We start from the raw sequence: 16,385 nt of genomic DNA, 5'->3' as shown, positions 1-16,385 counted from the left end.
GAAAAAATAAATCGTAAAAAATAATTGAAATGAAAATAGCAATCATAACACTAATCGCATTTGCGTTATCACTAACACTTTATTCATTTGCCAATCCCAATACAGATACTTATTCCTTAACCATAGAGGTAAAGAATTTACGGAATGCAAAGAGAATAGTTCAATTTGCACTGTATAACAAAGACGGCTCAATTCCCGATGAAGATTATGAGAATTATTACAAAATTTTGAAAGGAGAAATTATAAACGGCTCATCTACGATTACTTTTAAAAATATTCCATCAGGAAAGTATGCAGTTAACATTTTACACGATGAGAACAAGAATTGTAAAATTGACAAAGGATTTGTTTTGCCAATAGAAGGCATTGGTTTCTCAAACTATCAATCAATTGGTTTGACAAACAGACCTAACTTTTCAAAAGCAAGTTTTGAGTTAAAAGAAAACAAGTCAATTAGTGTAAAGGTGATTTATATGTAAGACAGTTAAGCCATCACACAGGTGTAAGCACATTTGCAATTCGCACAAGCCAACGCACAGACCAAAAATTGCAAAAGAGCTTTCACCTTTGCCACCCAAAGAAAATTTTATTTTTTAAAATCTCCCCTTCTAAAATTTTAAAAACCTGCAACCGCTCTGGCGACACAAAAGTAGCTCGACAATTACAGCGAAACCAACGGCAGGCAAGAACTCTACAACCTCGACAGACAGAAGGCCAGCTTATAACAGCGGTTTGGCAAAAGTGGCGGTGTAGTGCTTCGTATGACAGTTTTTCGTAAATTTGAAGTGTGTGCTTCGTATAATGTTCAGTGGTAAAATCGCCACCTTCGCCAAGCCGCAAACCGTTATAAAACCTTTAAAAAGTTGTTTATGGCTACTCGCCATTCTTAGATTTTAAAAAGCCAGAAGTTCGTTCTGGTTTTTATATTTTATACAAACTATATTTTTTTGGTTTTTACTAAATACATTAAAACTGCAATTGGAATTAACAAAATACCAATAAAAATTAAACGGGATTGAAACAGACTTGGTACTAAAAGTAATGTAATTAGTAAACCGCCAATGGCACCACCTAAATGTGCGGTGTGCCCAATATTATCATTTCTCCCTTTCATACCATAAACGGAATATCCCAAATACAGAAAAGCAAAAATATATCCTGGTATCGGAATGGCAAAAAACATTCTCAACTCAATTTCTGGATATAATAAAATGGCGCAATAAATAATTCCTGTCACCGCACCCGAAGCCCCAATAGCAGAATAATAGGGTTCGTTTTTATGTATGTAATAGGTTAACACACTACCAATTAACATACTACCAAAATAAATAATTAGAAAATTTGTGGTACTAAATTCTTGAGTTAAAAAATTAGCAAAACTCCAAAAACTAAACATATTGAACGCAAAGTGAAACCAATCGGCATGTAAAAAACCGGAAGTAATCATTCGAAATTGTTCGCCTGATTTAATTTTTGAAATGCTGAATTTAAAACGATCAAAAAAAGCAACATTGGACAAACCCATAAACGTAGCCAAAGCTGTACTAGCAATAATAATGGTTGAAACAGAATACATATCTAATAATTTAATGAAGCTAAAGGTACTATAAATATTGAAAAATCAATACCAAAAACATATTATGCTATAATTTTTTAAGAAATAACAAAACACGTATATTTGTAAAAAAAATATTCATGCAATTTCTATTATATCTTATCATTTACCCGTTCATTTGGTTAATTTCCATATTACCTTTTCCTATATTGTATTTATTATCTGACTTTGTGTACTTTCTTGTGTATCGCATTTTTAAATATAGAAAAAGAGTGGTACGTGGAAATATTGCACTAGCACTACCCCATCTATCTGAAAAGGAAAGAACAGTAATTGAGAAAAAATTCTATGCTCATTTGTGCGATTTATTTCTTGAAATGATAAAAACATTATCAATTTCAAAAAAGGAAATTGAAAAACGCTACACCTTTTCAAATATGGAAGTGTACTATGAATTAGAAAAAAAAGAAAAAAGTATTGCTTTACTGTGCGCGCATTATGCCAGTTATGAATGGGCGGTTTCTATGAATTATCATATTCACTTTAAGGGTTATGGTGTGTATAAAAAATTAGCCAATCCGTATTTTGATAAATTAGTTCGCCAAATTCGTTCTAAATTTAAAAGTAATCTAATTGATAGTAAAGAAACCATTCCAACGATGGCTACTAATTTTAGAAATAAAAATTATAGTTTATATGGCTTGGTTAGTGACCAATCGCCAAAATTAAGTACTACACACCATTGGGAAAAATTTATGGGAATCGAAGTTCCGGTTCATACAGGCGGTGAAATGTTAGCCAAAAAATACGATATGAATGTGATTTTCTTAAAAACTAAGAAATTAAAACGAGGTTATTATGAAGGTAGTTTCGAAATCCTTTGTGATGAAAACATCAAAGACATACCGAATTACGAAATCACTAGCAATTTCCTGAAATTAGTAGAACAACAAATTTATGGCGCCCCAGAATTTTACTTGTGGACGCATAAACGTTGGAAGCATATGAGGTAAAAGGTGTTGGGTGTTGGGTAAAAGGTGAAGGGTTTTGGAAAAAATAATTTTTATTTTTTCATTTTACTATATTTATATAGGCAGTACAAACCTATTATACTATTTAAAGCTAAACCAAAATATAAAATAAAGTATTGCTGCTTGGAAAGGCAAGGTGGACAATCAGTACAAATAAGACAAGGTTCACATAATGGTTGATAATACTTATAAAGTAGTACAAATATCAAATTGAATAAAAAAAGTTTAAATAAATAGCCCTTACTTATTTTCTTTATAAAGGTTATTTGTTTTGACTTCATATTTAGACTCTTTACCTGCATTATATAATCTTTTTAACAAACCTATATTTTCTTTGTATAGCTAAGCTACTCAAACTATTTTATATTTTCCTATGTTCCTATGTTCTTATGTGTTTATAGAAACCAACTTTTCACCATAGCTACTTCTGGCTTGGTATCGTCTTTATGATTGAAATCGTTTTTTGTAGGATTATAAATATAATCTTCTTGCCAAGAGGTGAAGTTTTCTGCAACATCAATAATCGCATCACAAACCAATTGAATTTCTTCTGACGTAGTTGTTGGATGAATTGACATTCTAATCCAACCTGGTTTATTGGTTAAATCGCCTTCATTTATACTGCAAGTAATAGAATTTGAGGTTTCTTGGTTTACATTTAGCAAATAATGCCCGTATGTTCCGGCGCAACTACAACCACCACGAACTTGAATTCCGAATTTATCGTTTAATAATTTTACTCCTAAATTAAAGTGTAAATCGGTAATGTAAAATGAAATTACCCCTAACCTATCCGAATGCTCTGCGGCTAAAATATGTATGTTTTCAACTGGTGCTAATCGTTCAAAAATATAATCAACCAATTCGTGTTCTCTTTCTAAAATAGATTGCACACCCATTTTTTCTTTCAACTGAATCGCAAGCGCCGTTTTTATCACTTGTAAAAAACCAGGCGTCCCACCGTCTTCTCTATCTTCAATATTGTCAATATATTGGTGTTCACCCCAAGGGTTTGTCCAAGAAACCGTTCCACCACCAGGACAATCTGGAATGTTATTTTTATAAAGTTCTTTGTTAAAAATCATCACACCACAAGAACCAGGTCCGCCTAAAAATTTATGTGGCGAAAAGAAAATCGCATCTAAATACGCTTCTTTATCTTCTGGATGCATGTTGATTTCTACGTAAGGTCCTGAACAGGCAAAATCAACAAAGCAAACACCGTTATTTTGATGCATAATTTTTGCTACTTCATGATAAGGTGTTCTAATTCCTGTTACGTTTGAACAAGAAGTTATAGATGCAATTTTAAAACTTCTATCCTTATATTCATGCACTAATTTTGTGAAATTTTCTATGGAAAATAAGCCGTTCTCATCTGCAGGAATCACTACCACATCGGCAATAGTTTCTAACCAAGATGTTTGATTAGAATGATGCTCCATGTGCGATATAAAAACAATCGGCTTTAACTCACTAGAAATGGTAGTATATTCTTTTAAATTTTCCGGAATTCGAAGACCTAAAATACGCTGTAATTTATTTACAACGCCAGTCATTCCAGTTCCGTCTGTAATCAAAACATCATTATCTGTAGCATTTACATGGCGTTTTATAATATGACGCGCTTCATGATAGGCCATCGTCATTGCTGTTCCAGTTATTGAAGTTTCTGTATGCGTATTGGCTACAAAAGGTCCAAAAGTATCCATTAGTTTTTCTTCAATTGGACGGAACAATCTTCCGCTTGCCGTCCAATCCGTATAAACAATTTTTTGTTCTCCAAAAGGCGAAACAAACGATTGATTAATACCGATGATATCTTTTCTAAACTGCTGAAAATAAGTTTCTAACTTAGATTTTGTTTCTATTGCATTCATCTTACGAAATTTGTCACAAATATACATTTTAATAGACAATATTTAAAAATTTTATTCAGTAACTTTGTGAATTATTAAAAGCTAATGTCTATTCAATTTCTACATAAGTTCATTACAAATTTACCTTCAGATCCAATTGAAGAAAACTTTACGCGTCAAGTAAATAATACCGCTTTTTCTTATGTAAAACCAAAAATACCAAGTCGGCCAAAATTGATTCATCTTTCCAAAGAAGTTCAGAATTTAATTGGTTTTTCGGATGATTTTGTTGCCTCAGAGGCGTTTTTAAATTTAATATCTGGTGCCAAAATTATAGGAAACGCTAAACCGTTTGCTATGAACTACGCTGGTCATCAATTTGGGAATTGGGCAGGACAATTGGGCGATGGTAGAGCAATTGTACTTGGTGAAATTGAACATAATAATCAGTTATTTACATTACAATTAAAAGGCGCAGGACCTACACCTTACTCCAGAAGAGCTGATGGTTTAGCTGTGTTGCGGTCTTCTATTCGAGAACATTTATGTAGTGAAGCAATGTTTCATTTAGGTGTGCCAACAACTCGTTCTTTATCTTTAATTTCAACTGGCGATGAAGTGGTTAGAGATGTAATGTACGATGGAAATGCGGCAGTAGAAAAAGGGGCGATTGTTTGTAGAATAGCGCCAAGTTTTATACGATTTGGAAGTTTTGAATTGTTGTCGTCTCAAAATGACGTTGAAAATTTAAAATTACTTGCCGATTATACGATTACAAATTATTATCCTGAAATTAATACAACAGGAAAAGAAAAATACATTGCATTTTTTAAAACTATTGCCGAAAAAACAAGAGAATTACTACTTCATTGGCAACGAGTGGGTTTTGTACACGGCGTAATGAATACCGACAATATGAGTATTCACGGCATCACCATTGATTACGGACCTTACGGGTGGCTTGAAAACTTCGATCCGAATTGGACGCCCAATACAACTGATGCAGCAGGAAAAAGATACCGATTTGGCAACCAATCGAATATTGCTTTATGGAATTTATATCAATTGGCAAATGCAATATATCCGCTAATTGAAGAAGCAGCGCCTTTGGAAGAAATTCTAAATGATTATGCCAAAAAATACGATAAAGATTTTTTAGAAATGATGTTGAAAAAAATAGGTATTACATCCAAAAATGACGAAAACGAAAATCTGATTCAACAATTACTTTATAATTTAGAACAAACGGAAACAGATTATACGATTTTCTTTAGAAATCTAAATCAGATTGAAAAAACAGATACAAGTGAAGTTTGTTTGGCAAAAATTACTGACGCCTTTTACAAACCTGAAGAAGTTACAGGAATTATTTTAGAAACTTGGCATTTTTGGTTTGCACATTATGTAGCTCTTTTAAATAAAGAACTACTTTCAGATAACGAACGAAAAACACTTCAAAATTCGGTGAATCCGAAATATGTTTTACGAAATTATATGGCGCAAATGGCTATTGAATTAGCAGAAAAAGAAGATTATTCGTTATTAAATGAATTGTACAAACTGCTTATACTTCCCTATGAGGAACAGCCCGAATTTGAAAAATGGTTTGCAAAAAGACCCGATTGGGCTAGAGAAAAAATTGGAAGTTCTATGCTAAGCTGCAGTTCTTAGGTTTGACGTATTAGACTACTTAGATTTTTAGATTTCTTAGACTTTTAGATTGTTAGATTAAAAAACCGATAGATTAACTATCGGTTTTTATTATGCTTTTTCGTAACGTTCCATTTCTCGGTCGTAAAATTCGCCAGCTAGCGTAATTAAATGTTCCATTTCAACCTCCAGTTCTTTTTGATCTTCTTCTTCAACATCTTCTAAAAATTCTACAGAATCATCTTTTAGATTGATAAAAAATCGAGGATATTCTAAATGAATGACAAAAATATCATCTGGAAAATCGGTGTTGTCGCCTGTTACAAATTTTGGTAATTCCATATTTTAAAATTTTCAATTATAAATTTTCAATTTTCAAAAGTACAAATCTTTTGTCTTTCCTCTTTTATCTTTTGTCTTTTATCTATGTAATTTTAATAGAAATCGAAATCTCAGGTAAAGCATCAATGCAGCGGCTGTTAATCCAGCTAATAAACCAATCCAAACGCCCTCTGCTTTTAAATTTGTATACAATCCCAAATAAATAGATATTGGAAAACCAATAATCCAATAGGCCACAAAGGTTAAATACATAGGCACTTTTACATCTTGTAAACCACGTAATGCGCCTAAAACTACTACTTGAATGCCGTCTGAAATTTGGAAAAAAGCAGCAATAATTAATAATTTTGATGATACAGAAAGTACTTCTTTTATTTCAGATGCATTTAATGCCATTTCTGAATTTACAAAAAACGAAGGGAAAATCTGACTCCCCACCATAAAAATTGCAGCAAAAATAATTTCTAAAATAATGGCCATTAAAAAAATAGAATGCGCTACCGTATTTAGTTTTTTATAATCATTTAATCCTTTCTGGTTGGCCACACGTATCATAGCCGTAACACTTAATCCCATCGCAAACATAAAAGTTAGCGAAGCCAAACTTAATGCAATCTGATTGGCTGCCTGACTGGTAGTATCAATCATACCACACAACCAAATGGCGCCAGTAAATAAAGCCACCTCAAAAAACATTTGCATGGAGGAAGGAATACCCAACTTAATAATTTTATCTGAAACACTTTTTTGAAAAGATTGCCAACCAAAATTCTTAAAAAAGGATTTGAATTTTTCGTTTTTAGACAATAAATAGTGCATGTAAATAACCATAAATACACGTGCGATTAATGTTCCAATCGCAGAGCCAACAATACCCATTTTTGGAAACATAAACAATCCAAAAACCAATAAAGCATTAATTACTACATTAATAATATTACCGTAAATTGTAGCATACATAGAATATTTGGTTTCACTCATTCCGTCCGCAAACTGTTTGTATGCTTGAAAAATCACAAGAGGCACCAATGAGAAACCAACAATATCTAAGAAAGGTTTAGCTAATTTTACTACATCTGCGGGTTGATTCATGTATGACAATAAAGGTTTGGCAAAAAGCAATAAAAAGAACAATCCAAAACCTAAAATAGTACATAAAATTAATCCGTTTTGAAAAGCCGTTCTTCCGCCTTCTCTATCTTTTGTACTATCAAATTCAGCTATAATTGGCGTAATGGCTGTAGAAAATCCAATTCCAATTGACATTCCAATAAACACAAAACTATTTCCTAAAGAAACCGCCGCTAATTCTGTAGAACCCAATTGTCCAACAAAAATATTATCTACTACTCCAACTAACGTATGACCGACCATACCTAAAATAACAGGTAACGCTAAATTGAAATTGTATTTGAATTCTTGGAAGTATTTTTTCATTTTGTTACACAGAGGTTCGCAGAGGATTATCAGAATTTCACAAAGTTTAAACTAAAAAGTTTTGGGTGTCTTTGTGTTTATCTTTGTGTAACTCTGCGTAATATTTTATTTTAATTTTTCTACTAATTGATCTAACGAAACCGTTTCTTGTTCTCCTGAAATCAAATCTTTAATTTTATATTGATTTTGTTTCATTTCTTCTTCCCCTACTAAAACCGCAAATTGAATCCCTTTTTTCTCAGCAAATTGAAACTGTTTTGCCATTTTTGCGGCATCAGGATACATTTCTACCTTAATATTATTTTGTCGTAATTGCATGATGGCTTTTAATGAAAATAACGTTTCAGCTTCACCAAAATTAATAAATAACGCTTTTGAAGTGGTAGTTACTGTTTCTGGAAACAAACCTAATTCTTCTAAAACCAAATAAATTCGATCTAATCCGAAAGAAATTCCAACACCACTCATATTTTTTAATCCGAAAATACCAGTTAAATCATCGTAACGACCTCCACCACCAATAGAACCCATAGCGACACCCGTTGGAGCACCTACTTCGTAAATGACACCAGTGTAGTAATTTAAACCACGAGCTAAAGTAACATCGACGTCTAAATTTGCCGATTGTAAACCTAATTCGTTAATAGCATTACAGATGAATTTCAATTCTTCAACACCTTTTAAGCCTTCATTTGAAGAAGCTAAAAGTGTAGCTAATTTTTCTATTTTTTCTGGAATGGTTCCTGTAAAATTGAAAAGCGGTTGCACTTTTTCAATGGCTGCTTTAGAAATTCCTTTTTCAAGCATTTCTTTTTTTACACCTTCTTCGCCAATTTTATCTAATTTATCTAATGCTACGGTAAAATCTATTAATTTATCAGAAGCACCAATTACATCCGCAATTCCAGATAATATTTTACGGTTGTTAATTTTAATGTGTACGCCTTTTAAACCTAAAGCAGTAAAAATGGTGTCGTATAATTGTACAAATTCTACTTCTTGCCAAAGCGAATTACTCCCCACAACATCGGCATCGCATTGAAAAAATTCTCTGAAACGTCCTTTTTGTGGTCTATCTGCTCGCCAAACGGGTTGGATTTGATATCTTTTAAATGGAAACTCTAATTCGTTTTGGTGTTGCACAACATAACGTGCGAAAGGCACAGTTAAGTCATAACGTAAGGCTTTTTCTGAGATTTGACCGGCAATTTTTTTAGTGTTTTTTACAGATAAATCTTCTTCTGAAACTTTATCTAAATACTCACCTGAATTCAATATTTTAAAAATCAGTCTGTCGCCTTCTTCGCCATATTTTCCCATTAATGTATCCGAATTTTCAAAAGAAGGGGTTTCAATAGGTTGAAAACCAAACTGTTCAAAATTAGATTTAATAATAGAAAATATATAATTCCGTTTAGCTACTTCTGTAGATGAAAAATCGCGAGTTCCTTTAGGAATACTTGGTTTTGATGCCATTTTTATGATTGTATATTGAAAAATTGTATAATGTATGTCTAATAAGGTACAAATATCTGACTTTTAAATGGATTCGCAAAAATCAATAGCAAAAATCAATGGCAATATCTGTATCCGTTTTATGAATTTTTAATTTTCTAAATAAAATGTAACAAAAACATAGAAATAGCTACAAATAGATATGATTGGATTATTTAAAGAAAATACGAAAATTGCTATTGATTCTATTAGAAGTCAAGCGTTGCGCACCTTTTTAACAGTATTTATTATTGTTATTGGGATTACTTTTTTGGTAGGCATTTTAACTTTAACTAAAGCATTAGAAAACAATCTATTTGGAAATTTCGCTTCAATGGGTGCCAATACGTTTTCAATAAGTCAGTATGATTTTTCAGAACAAATTAACCGAAATGATGGTGCTCAAAAAATAAATCCAATCATTAGCTATCCGCAAGCTAAAGCATTTAAAGATAAATTTGAATTTCCTTTTACAGCTACATCACTTTCATTTACAGCATCAGCGAATGCAGAAGTAAAATTTGACAACAAAAAAACGGATCCAGAAATTACTGTTTTAGGTGCTGATGAAAATTTTATTCCAAATAATGGTTTCGATTTAGAATCGGGTAGAAATTTTAATTCTTTTGACGTTGATAATAATAATTATGTGTGTATTGTAGGTGCAAACTTTAAAGATGGATTGTTTGAAGGCGTAAATCCTATTGACAAAACTGTTTCTGTAAGAGGTGCCAAATTTAAAGTCATTGGATTATTAAAAGAAAAAGGAGCAACTTTCGGTAATAATCAAGATTTACGAATTATCGTTCCAATACAAATTGCCCGTTCTATATTTTCGCAGCCAAATATAAATTATGATATAGCTGTGAAAATTAGTAACAAACAATTATTAGACGAATCCGTTGATAATTCGATAGTAACTATGCGTCGAGTTAGAAAATTAAATCCGGTTGAGAAAGAAAACTTCGGTATCAAACGCAGTGACGATTTAATTCAGAAATTAGGTGAAAACATTGCAATAATTAATATTGCTGCTGTTGCGATTGGTGCTATTACCATATTTGGTTCAACAATTGCGCTTATGAATATTATGTTGGTATCCGTTTCAGAAAGAACTCGAGAAATCGGCATTAGAAAATCGTTAGGAGCGAAACGAGGTACAATTGCTTGGCAATTTTTTACCGAAACCTTTATTATTAGTCAGATTGGTGGAATCATTGGAATAATTTTAGGATTATTACTCGGTACATTAATTGCTTCAGTTGCCGGTTTTGAGTTTGTTACGCCTTGGGCTGCTATTATTGCGGCATTTGCAACCACGTTTATAGTAACCATTATTTCCGGATTGTATCCCGCAATTAAAGCTTCTAAGTTAGATCCTGTTGAAGCGTTGCGTTATGAATAAATAAACTTCAAAATTCGTTGTTCAGAGTTCGTTATTCGTAATTTTAAACAACGAATGTTCAATTTTGAATGTTGAAATTATAGGCTACAACAAATCATTCTGTAATTACCCATAAAATCTTTACGAAGTTCTATATTATTGAAACCTAATTGCTCTAACAATACAACCGTTTCATTTCCTAAATATTGATTGATTTCAAAAAATAATTTACCTTTTGGTGCTAAGCTTTTCAATGCCAATTGAGCTATTTTTCTATAAAATAACAACGCGTCAGAATCAGCTACAAACAAGGCTAAATGCGGTTCGTAATCCAAAACATTCTTCTTGATTTCTTGTTTTTCTAAATTACGAACATAAGGTGGATTGGAAACGATAATATCAAAAAGGAGATTTGAAGATTTGGAGATATGAAGATTTGAAGATTTTAAAATATCTTGATGAACAAAATTCACCTCAACTTGATTATCAAAAGCGTTTTTACGTGCCGTTTCTAACGCTTTTTCTGAAATATCAATCGCATAAACGAACGAATAAGGAATTTCTTTTTTCAAAGTAATCGGAATACAACCTGAACCTGTTCCTATATCTAGAATAGTTAGATTGTTAGATTTTTGGATTATTAGATTTTGAGAATTTAACTTTTGACTTTCGACTTTCGACTTTTGACTTTCAACTATCCATTCAACTAATTCTTCTGTTTCTGGTCTTGGAATTAACGTATTTTCATTCACTTCAAATCGTAAGCCATAAAACCAGGCTTCACCAGTTAAATATTGAATGGGTTTTTCGGTTTTTAGTTCTGAAATAATGGTATTCCATTTTTCTAAATCTAACTCGGAAACTTGAAAATCAGGGTGAAGTGAAACATCAATTCTTTTTAAATTGTGTAGAAATTCCGTCAAAATAAAAAAGAAACTTTCTATTTCTGAATCTTCCTGAATGGTTTCCAATTCAGAGAAAAAATGCTTTTTTAAACTTTTAATATTCATTTTATATTTTTTAAACACCGATTTACACAAATTACCATAAATTAATCGGTAAAAATTTGTGGAAATTTGTGTGAAACATTTTACAAATCTTTAATCATAAACACATCACAAGCATTATGCCCTGTGGAACCCATAGGTCCGTCTATGTAATTAAAGCCTAATTTTACATATAATTTTTGCGCATCTTTCATAAATGGTAAGGTTTCAATATAGCATTTGTCGTACCCTACTTGTTTGGCAAATGTTAAACATTTTTGCATCAACGCTTTTGCGATTCCTTTTCCACGAGCTTCTTTTGCTAAATACATTTTTTGCAATTCGCAAATTTTGAATTCGGCTTCCACTAAATTTCCTATTCCACAACCTCCTAAAATAGTTCCATTCATTTCAACAATAAAATATATTTCATTTTCTGCTTGATATACTTCAAATAAAGTATTTAAATGCGGATCTGCGTAGGCTGTTCCTACTTTTGGAGCGTCTAATTCTTCAAAAACATTTCGAATCACAGTAGCGATTTTCAAATTATCTTTCGATTCAATTTCTCTTATTATATAATTCATTTGTAAATATAAAATGTAAAAGTACTAAATTTGTAAGATGATTGAGCATGAAATATACATGAAACGCTGTTTGCAATTGGCTAAAAATGGTTTAGGTACTACATATCCTAATCCGTTAGTGGGAAGTATGATTGTATATAATGGAAAAATAATTGGTGAAGGTTGGCACAAAAAAGCGGGCGAACCACATGCGGAAGTACTTGCAATTAATTCAGTTAAAAACAAAGCATTACTTTCTGAAAGCACCATTTATGTCAGTTTAGAACCGTGTAGTCATTTTGGAAAAACACCTCCATGTGCTAATTTGATTATCGAACATAAAATTCCGAAAGTAGTAATTGGTTGTATCGATAGTTTTTCAGAAGTGGCGGGAAAAGGTGTTGAAAAATTAAAAAAAGCAGGCTGCGAAGTTATACTAGATGTTTTAGAAGCAGCATGCTTGAGAATGAATAAGCGATTTTTTACATTTCACAATAAAAAACGACCATATATTATACTAAAATGGGCAGAAACGGCAGATGGATTTATTGCGCCTTTTTTACCCAATTCAAAAACCTCTTTTGCTATCACAAACGACTATTCAAGGCAATTGGTGCACAAATATCGTACAGAAGAACAAGCCATTTTAGTTGGAACAACTACTGTTTTAAATGACAATCCAAGTTTAGATGCTAGAGATTGGTTTGGACAGCATCCCACTCGAATTATTATTGATAAATCTAACAAAATTCTAGATGGATTTCATGTAAAAAATAAAAAAAATCCGACAATAATTTTTACAGAAGAAGAAAATTGTGTACATTCGATAAATATCGCTTATGAAAGTATACAGTTTGATACTCATTTGATTTCTAATATATTAACTCATTTATTTGAAAAAAATATTCAATCTGTTATTGTAGAAGGCGGCACATTTACTTTGCAACAATTTATAGATAACCATTTATGGGATGAAGCGAGGGTTTTTATAGCAGAGACTAAAATTTCAGAAGGCGTAAAACGACCAGAATTTAATTTTATTCCTGAAAAAACTATAAAAATTAAAAATAACCAACTAAAAACATACATAAATTATGATTGAAGCGATAATTTTTGATTTAGGAGATGTATTTTTAAACTTGAATCATCAAGCCAGTGTTGATGCGTTTAAAAAATTAGGTTTAAAAGCTTGGACAGACGATTTAAAAGCAGCAGCTATTTTATTTGAAACCGGTAAAATAGATGAATTGCAAATTATGGAAACCATTCAGAAACACCTGCCAAATGTGGATCTTATAGAAATTAGAGAAGCCTGGAATGCTATTATTGGTGATTTTCCTTTAGAACGTTTGGAGTTTTTAGAAAAATTACAAAACAAGTACGATATATTTTTATTAAGCAATACCAATCCATCACATATTGATAAATTTGAACATCGAGTAGGTTTAACTTTTGCCAGAGAATTTTATGCTCATTTTAATAAAATTTATTTTTCCTACGAAATCAAAGTAAGAAAACCAGATGAAGCTGTTTTCAATTTAATTTTAAAGCAAAATAATTTAAATCCAAAAAAGACACTTTTTGTAGATGATACTGCAGAACATATTGAAGCCGCTAAAGCCTTAGGCATTAATACTTGGCAAATACTTGTAGGACAAGAAGATGTAACCAATTTATTCGATAAAAAAATATTATAAAATTGCAAGATTTCGAGATTAAAGACACGTATAAAACCCTTGATGAATCGGTTGAAAATATTTTATTTAAAGAAAAAAACAGTAAATTTTTTGGTTATGCTTACCCTATTACTTCAGAACTTGAAGTAAGAAAACATCTTGAGCAATTAAAAATAGATCATTTTTCAGCACGACATTGGTGCTATGCCTATCAGATTGGTACAGAAAACATTAAGTTTAGAGCCAACGATGATGGCGAACCAAGTAATTCAGCGGGAATGCCTATTTATGGGCAAATTCAATCTTTTGAAATTACTAATGTGTTAGTAGTAATAGTACGTTATTTTGGTGGCGTAAAATTAGGTGTTGGTGGATTAATTTCTGCTTATAAAACTACGGCTCAACTTACTTTAGATGAAGCTAATATTATTGAGAAAACTATTGACAAGTATTTTAAAATTACTTTCGATTATAAAAATATGAACAAAGTAATGCGAATTATTAAAGAAAAAAACATTCAGATTGTTCATCAGAAAATGGAGCTGAATTGCGAGATTCAGATTGCTACAAGGAAAAAAAACGCCAAAGAAATCATTGAAATTTTCACTGCATTATTTGAAATTGTGATTGAAGAACTGTAACCCTTATTTTTTACAAATACAATAACACGATAATCCATAGATTTTAATTCCGATTTTTTTTACTACTTGAGTAAAAGCAAAATCGAGTTGCAACACCGCTACTAGCAACTTTGATTTAAAAGTAGTACCTGTCCAATTATCAATAGACGCTTTTTTGTTTTTATTAAAGATACATTCAATCCACCTAACCCATAATAATGATGAGAAATAATATCCATTATCTTTAATTTGAAATTGATAATGGTATAAAACTTTTTTCAAATCTTGTAGATTATATCTTCTGTAATGTCCTAATAACACATCGTGTTGCGAGAAAACAGTCTGAAAAGCAGGAACTGCAAACAAAAAAAAATTGTTTTTATGCGTTAGATGTTGTAAAATTTCATCTTCATTTTCTAGATGTTCCAAGACATCCATACATAAGAAAAGAACGTTTTCTTCGGCAGGAAACATAATGAAATAATCGGTAAGATTTTGTACATAATGAATTTCATTTTCCCCATAATTCAGCTTCAATTGCGCTATGATTTCGGGTGAATATGCGGTATCAACAGTAAAATACTCATCTGCCATTTTGTGCTTAAAAACTTCATTAATAATATAAGCATCACCGCCACCAATATCCACAATTCGTTTGATAGGGAATTTTATTTCTGAATCGGATAATAATTTAAAAAGCACCTTTTTTCTGGAAATTTCCCACGGGTGTCTTTTATAATTTTCTTTATCAAATAAGCGATCAAATTCAGTTAAATCCATTATATTATTTCATTAATTTTATCAGAAACGTATTTTGGCGGAACAATTGGCCTACCTGTTTTCATATCTACAAAAACAAGCATTGAATAGCCAGTTGTTAACAATTGATTTTGCTCATTGTAAATTTCATAGTCAAATTCTATTTTCACAGAAGTTTGACTTTTTAGTATTGTTTTTACACGCAATACATCATCATAACGTGCTGGTTTTTTAAAATTCATTTCTAAAGAAACTACAGGCAACATTACACCGTTTTCTTCCATCCATTTATATGAAACACCTAGATTCCTTAGCCACTCTACTCTACCCATTTCAAAATATTGGGCGTAATTTCCATGATACACCACGCCCATCTGATCGGTTTCTGCGTATCTAACTCGTACCGTAAATTCGTATTCTCTCATTATTATTTATTATATATTTTTTGTTGTTAAAATTAATGTTAATTATTTATTAAATTAAAATCAAAACTACATACAACAATATTTTTTAAATTACAATAGCATTTCATTTTTTTTTAAATAAATTTGTTCACATATTTGCTCTCCCAATAAAAATCTACGTAAAAAAAAGTTAACCCTTTCTTTTTCTCAAAATTAGATTAAAAACTTTTTTAAAATTACAACACATGATGACTAATGCAGCAAAATCTGTTTGGAATAATTGCTTGTCCTTTATTAAGGACAACATACAGGAACAAGCCTTTAAAACTTGGTTTGAACCAATAGTAGCAATTAGTCTATCAGAAGATAATGCTTTGCATATTCAAGTTCCTAGTAAATTCTTTTACGAGTGGCTTGAAGAACATTATGTTGTTATATTAAAAACCGCTTTAACTAAAGAACTTGGAAACCAAGCAAAGCTAGTGTATAAAATTAAAATGGAAAACACTTCTGGCAATAAACTTCCATTTACTGAGCAAATTCCTAGTACATATCGAAGTTCTGTTAAAACTCAAGAAATTGATGTGCCTGTTGTGAATAAAAATCCGGAATTGAAAAATCC

Annotated in this window: 17 protein-coding genes; 8 read left to right on the top strand and 9 right to left on the bottom strand. The window is 31.4% G+C overall.

Annotation, left to right across the window (positions count from 1 at the left end):
• The first annotated feature begins 29 nt into the window (after positions 1-29).
• On the top strand, positions 30-479 hold the full coding sequence (locus ABWP78_RS09230) for a DUF2141 domain-containing protein (protein ID WP_353170795.1): 450 nt from the start codon (positions 30-32) through the stop codon (positions 477-479).
• Between the two features lie 458 nt (positions 480-937).
• Here ABWP78_RS09230 and ABWP78_RS09225 read toward each other — a convergent pair whose 3' ends face one another.
• The gene (locus tag ABWP78_RS09225) at positions 938-1,576 is read right to left on the bottom strand and encodes a rhomboid family intramembrane serine protease (RefSeq protein ID WP_353170792.1); all 639 of its coding nucleotides are present in this window, start codon (positions 1,574-1,576) and stop codon (positions 938-940) included.
• Positions 1,577-1,695: 119 nt separating this feature from the next.
• Between ABWP78_RS09225 and ABWP78_RS09220 the strand changes: the two genes are divergently transcribed.
• Positions 1,696-2,568, top strand: a complete 873-nt coding sequence (locus tag ABWP78_RS09220; protein ID WP_353170789.1) for a lysophospholipid acyltransferase family protein — start codon at positions 1,696-1,698, stop codon at positions 2,566-2,568.
• A gap of 413 nt (positions 2,569-2,981) precedes the next feature.
• On the opposite strand, the gene ABWP78_RS09215 is transcribed toward ABWP78_RS09220, so the two are convergent.
• The gene (locus ABWP78_RS09215) at positions 2,982-4,466 is read right to left on the bottom strand and encodes an aminotransferase class V-fold PLP-dependent enzyme (RefSeq protein WP_353170786.1); all 1,485 of its coding nucleotides are present in this window, start codon (positions 4,464-4,466) and stop codon (positions 2,982-2,984) included.
• A gap of 84 nt (positions 4,467-4,550) precedes the next feature.
• On the opposite strand from ABWP78_RS09215, the gene ABWP78_RS09210 reads away from it, so the two are divergent.
• Positions 4,551-6,116: a protein adenylyltransferase SelO gene (locus ABWP78_RS09210; protein WP_353170783.1), complete on the top strand. Its 1,566-nt coding sequence runs from the start codon at positions 4,551-4,553 to the stop codon at positions 6,114-6,116.
• 90 nt (positions 6,117-6,206) lie between these two features.
• On the opposite strand, the gene ABWP78_RS09205 is transcribed toward ABWP78_RS09210, so the two are convergent.
• The 3 genes from ABWP78_RS09205 to hisS all read right to left on the bottom strand — a co-directional run bounded on the left by ABWP78_RS09205 (position 6,207) and on the right by hisS (position 9,350).
• A complete protein-coding gene (locus ABWP78_RS09205) occupies positions 6,207-6,437 on the bottom strand; it encodes a DUF8828 family protein (RefSeq protein ID WP_353170781.1) in 231 nt (76 codons plus the stop codon).
• Between the two features lie 78 nt (positions 6,438-6,515).
• A complete protein-coding gene (locus ABWP78_RS09200; RefSeq protein ID WP_353170778.1) occupies positions 6,516-7,874 on the bottom strand; it encodes an MATE family efflux transporter in 1,359 nt (452 codons plus the stop codon).
• A 105-nt stretch (positions 7,875-7,979) separates the two neighbouring features.
• Complete coding sequence (gene hisS, locus ABWP78_RS09195) at positions 7,980-9,350, bottom strand: histidine--tRNA ligase (RefSeq protein ID WP_353170775.1); 1,371 nt, start codon at positions 9,348-9,350, stop codon at positions 7,980-7,982.
• 181 nt (positions 9,351-9,531) lie between these two features.
• Here hisS and ABWP78_RS09190 point away from each other — a divergent pair, with 181 nt between their 5' ends.
• Positions 9,532-10,773 (top strand): ABC transporter permease, encoded by a 1,242-nt coding sequence (locus tag ABWP78_RS09190; protein ID WP_353170773.1) that lies wholly within the window; start codon positions 9,532-9,534, stop codon positions 10,771-10,773.
• Positions 10,774-10,850: 77 nt separating this feature from the next.
• On the opposite strand, the gene prmC is transcribed toward ABWP78_RS09190, so the two are convergent.
• Positions 10,851-11,762, bottom strand: coding sequence for a peptide chain release factor N(5)-glutamine methyltransferase (prmC, locus tag ABWP78_RS09185; RefSeq protein WP_353170770.1), 912 nt, complete (start codon positions 11,760-11,762; stop codon positions 10,851-10,853).
• Between the two features lie 80 nt (positions 11,763-11,842).
• Positions 11,843-12,325 carry a GNAT family N-acetyltransferase gene (locus ABWP78_RS09180; RefSeq protein ID WP_353170767.1) on the bottom strand — a complete coding sequence of 161 codons (483 nt, stop codon included), beginning with the start codon at positions 12,323-12,325 and terminating at the stop codon, positions 11,843-11,845.
• Between the two features lie 37 nt (positions 12,326-12,362).
• Between ABWP78_RS09180 and ribD the strand changes: the two genes are divergently transcribed.
• Genes ribD through ABWP78_RS09165 form a run of 3 tightly spaced genes read left to right on the top strand, consistent with a single transcriptional unit; the run spans position 12,363 to position 14,621 of the window.
• A complete protein-coding gene (gene ribD, locus ABWP78_RS09175) occupies positions 12,363-13,406 on the top strand; it encodes a bifunctional diaminohydroxyphosphoribosylaminopyrimidine deaminase/5-amino-6-(5-phosphoribosylamino)uracil reductase RibD (RefSeq protein WP_353170764.1) in 1,044 nt (347 codons plus the stop codon).
• Positions 13,399-14,001: an HAD family hydrolase gene (locus ABWP78_RS09170; RefSeq protein WP_353170761.1), complete on the top strand. Its 603-nt coding sequence runs from the start codon at positions 13,399-13,401 to the stop codon at positions 13,999-14,001. The genes ribD and ABWP78_RS09170 overlap by 8 nt, the downstream gene beginning before the upstream one ends.
• 2 nt (positions 14,002-14,003) lie before the next feature.
• Complete coding sequence (locus tag ABWP78_RS09165; RefSeq protein ID WP_353170760.1) at positions 14,004-14,621, top strand: IMPACT family protein; 618 nt, start codon at positions 14,004-14,006, stop codon at positions 14,619-14,621.
• Between the two features lie 3 nt (positions 14,622-14,624).
• Here ABWP78_RS09165 and ABWP78_RS09160 read toward each other — a convergent pair whose 3' ends face one another.
• Together ABWP78_RS09160 and ABWP78_RS09155 are read right to left on the bottom strand one after the other, a co-directional pair.
• The gene (locus tag ABWP78_RS09160) at positions 14,625-15,380 is read right to left on the bottom strand and encodes a class I SAM-dependent methyltransferase (protein WP_353170757.1); all 756 of its coding nucleotides are present in this window, start codon (positions 15,378-15,380) and stop codon (positions 14,625-14,627) included.
• Complete coding sequence (locus ABWP78_RS09155; protein ID WP_353170754.1) at positions 15,380-15,784, bottom strand: acyl-CoA thioesterase; 405 nt, start codon at positions 15,782-15,784, stop codon at positions 15,380-15,382. The genes ABWP78_RS09160 and ABWP78_RS09155 overlap by 1 nt, the downstream gene beginning before the upstream one ends.
• A 227-nt stretch (positions 15,785-16,011) precedes the next feature.
• Here ABWP78_RS09155 and ABWP78_RS09150 point away from each other — a divergent pair.
• Positions 16,012-16,385, top strand: a 374-nt coding sequence (locus ABWP78_RS09150; RefSeq protein WP_353170751.1) for a DnaA N-terminal domain-containing protein, incomplete at its 3' end; no start/stop codon positions are given.

The organism is Flavobacterium sp. (assembly GCF_040402955.1).
GTDB lineage: Bacteria > Bacteroidota > Bacteroidia > Flavobacteriales > Flavobacteriaceae > Flavobacterium.
The sequence above is the reverse complement of the archived record's forward strand: the minus strand, read 5'-3'. Positions and strand labels throughout refer to the sequence as shown.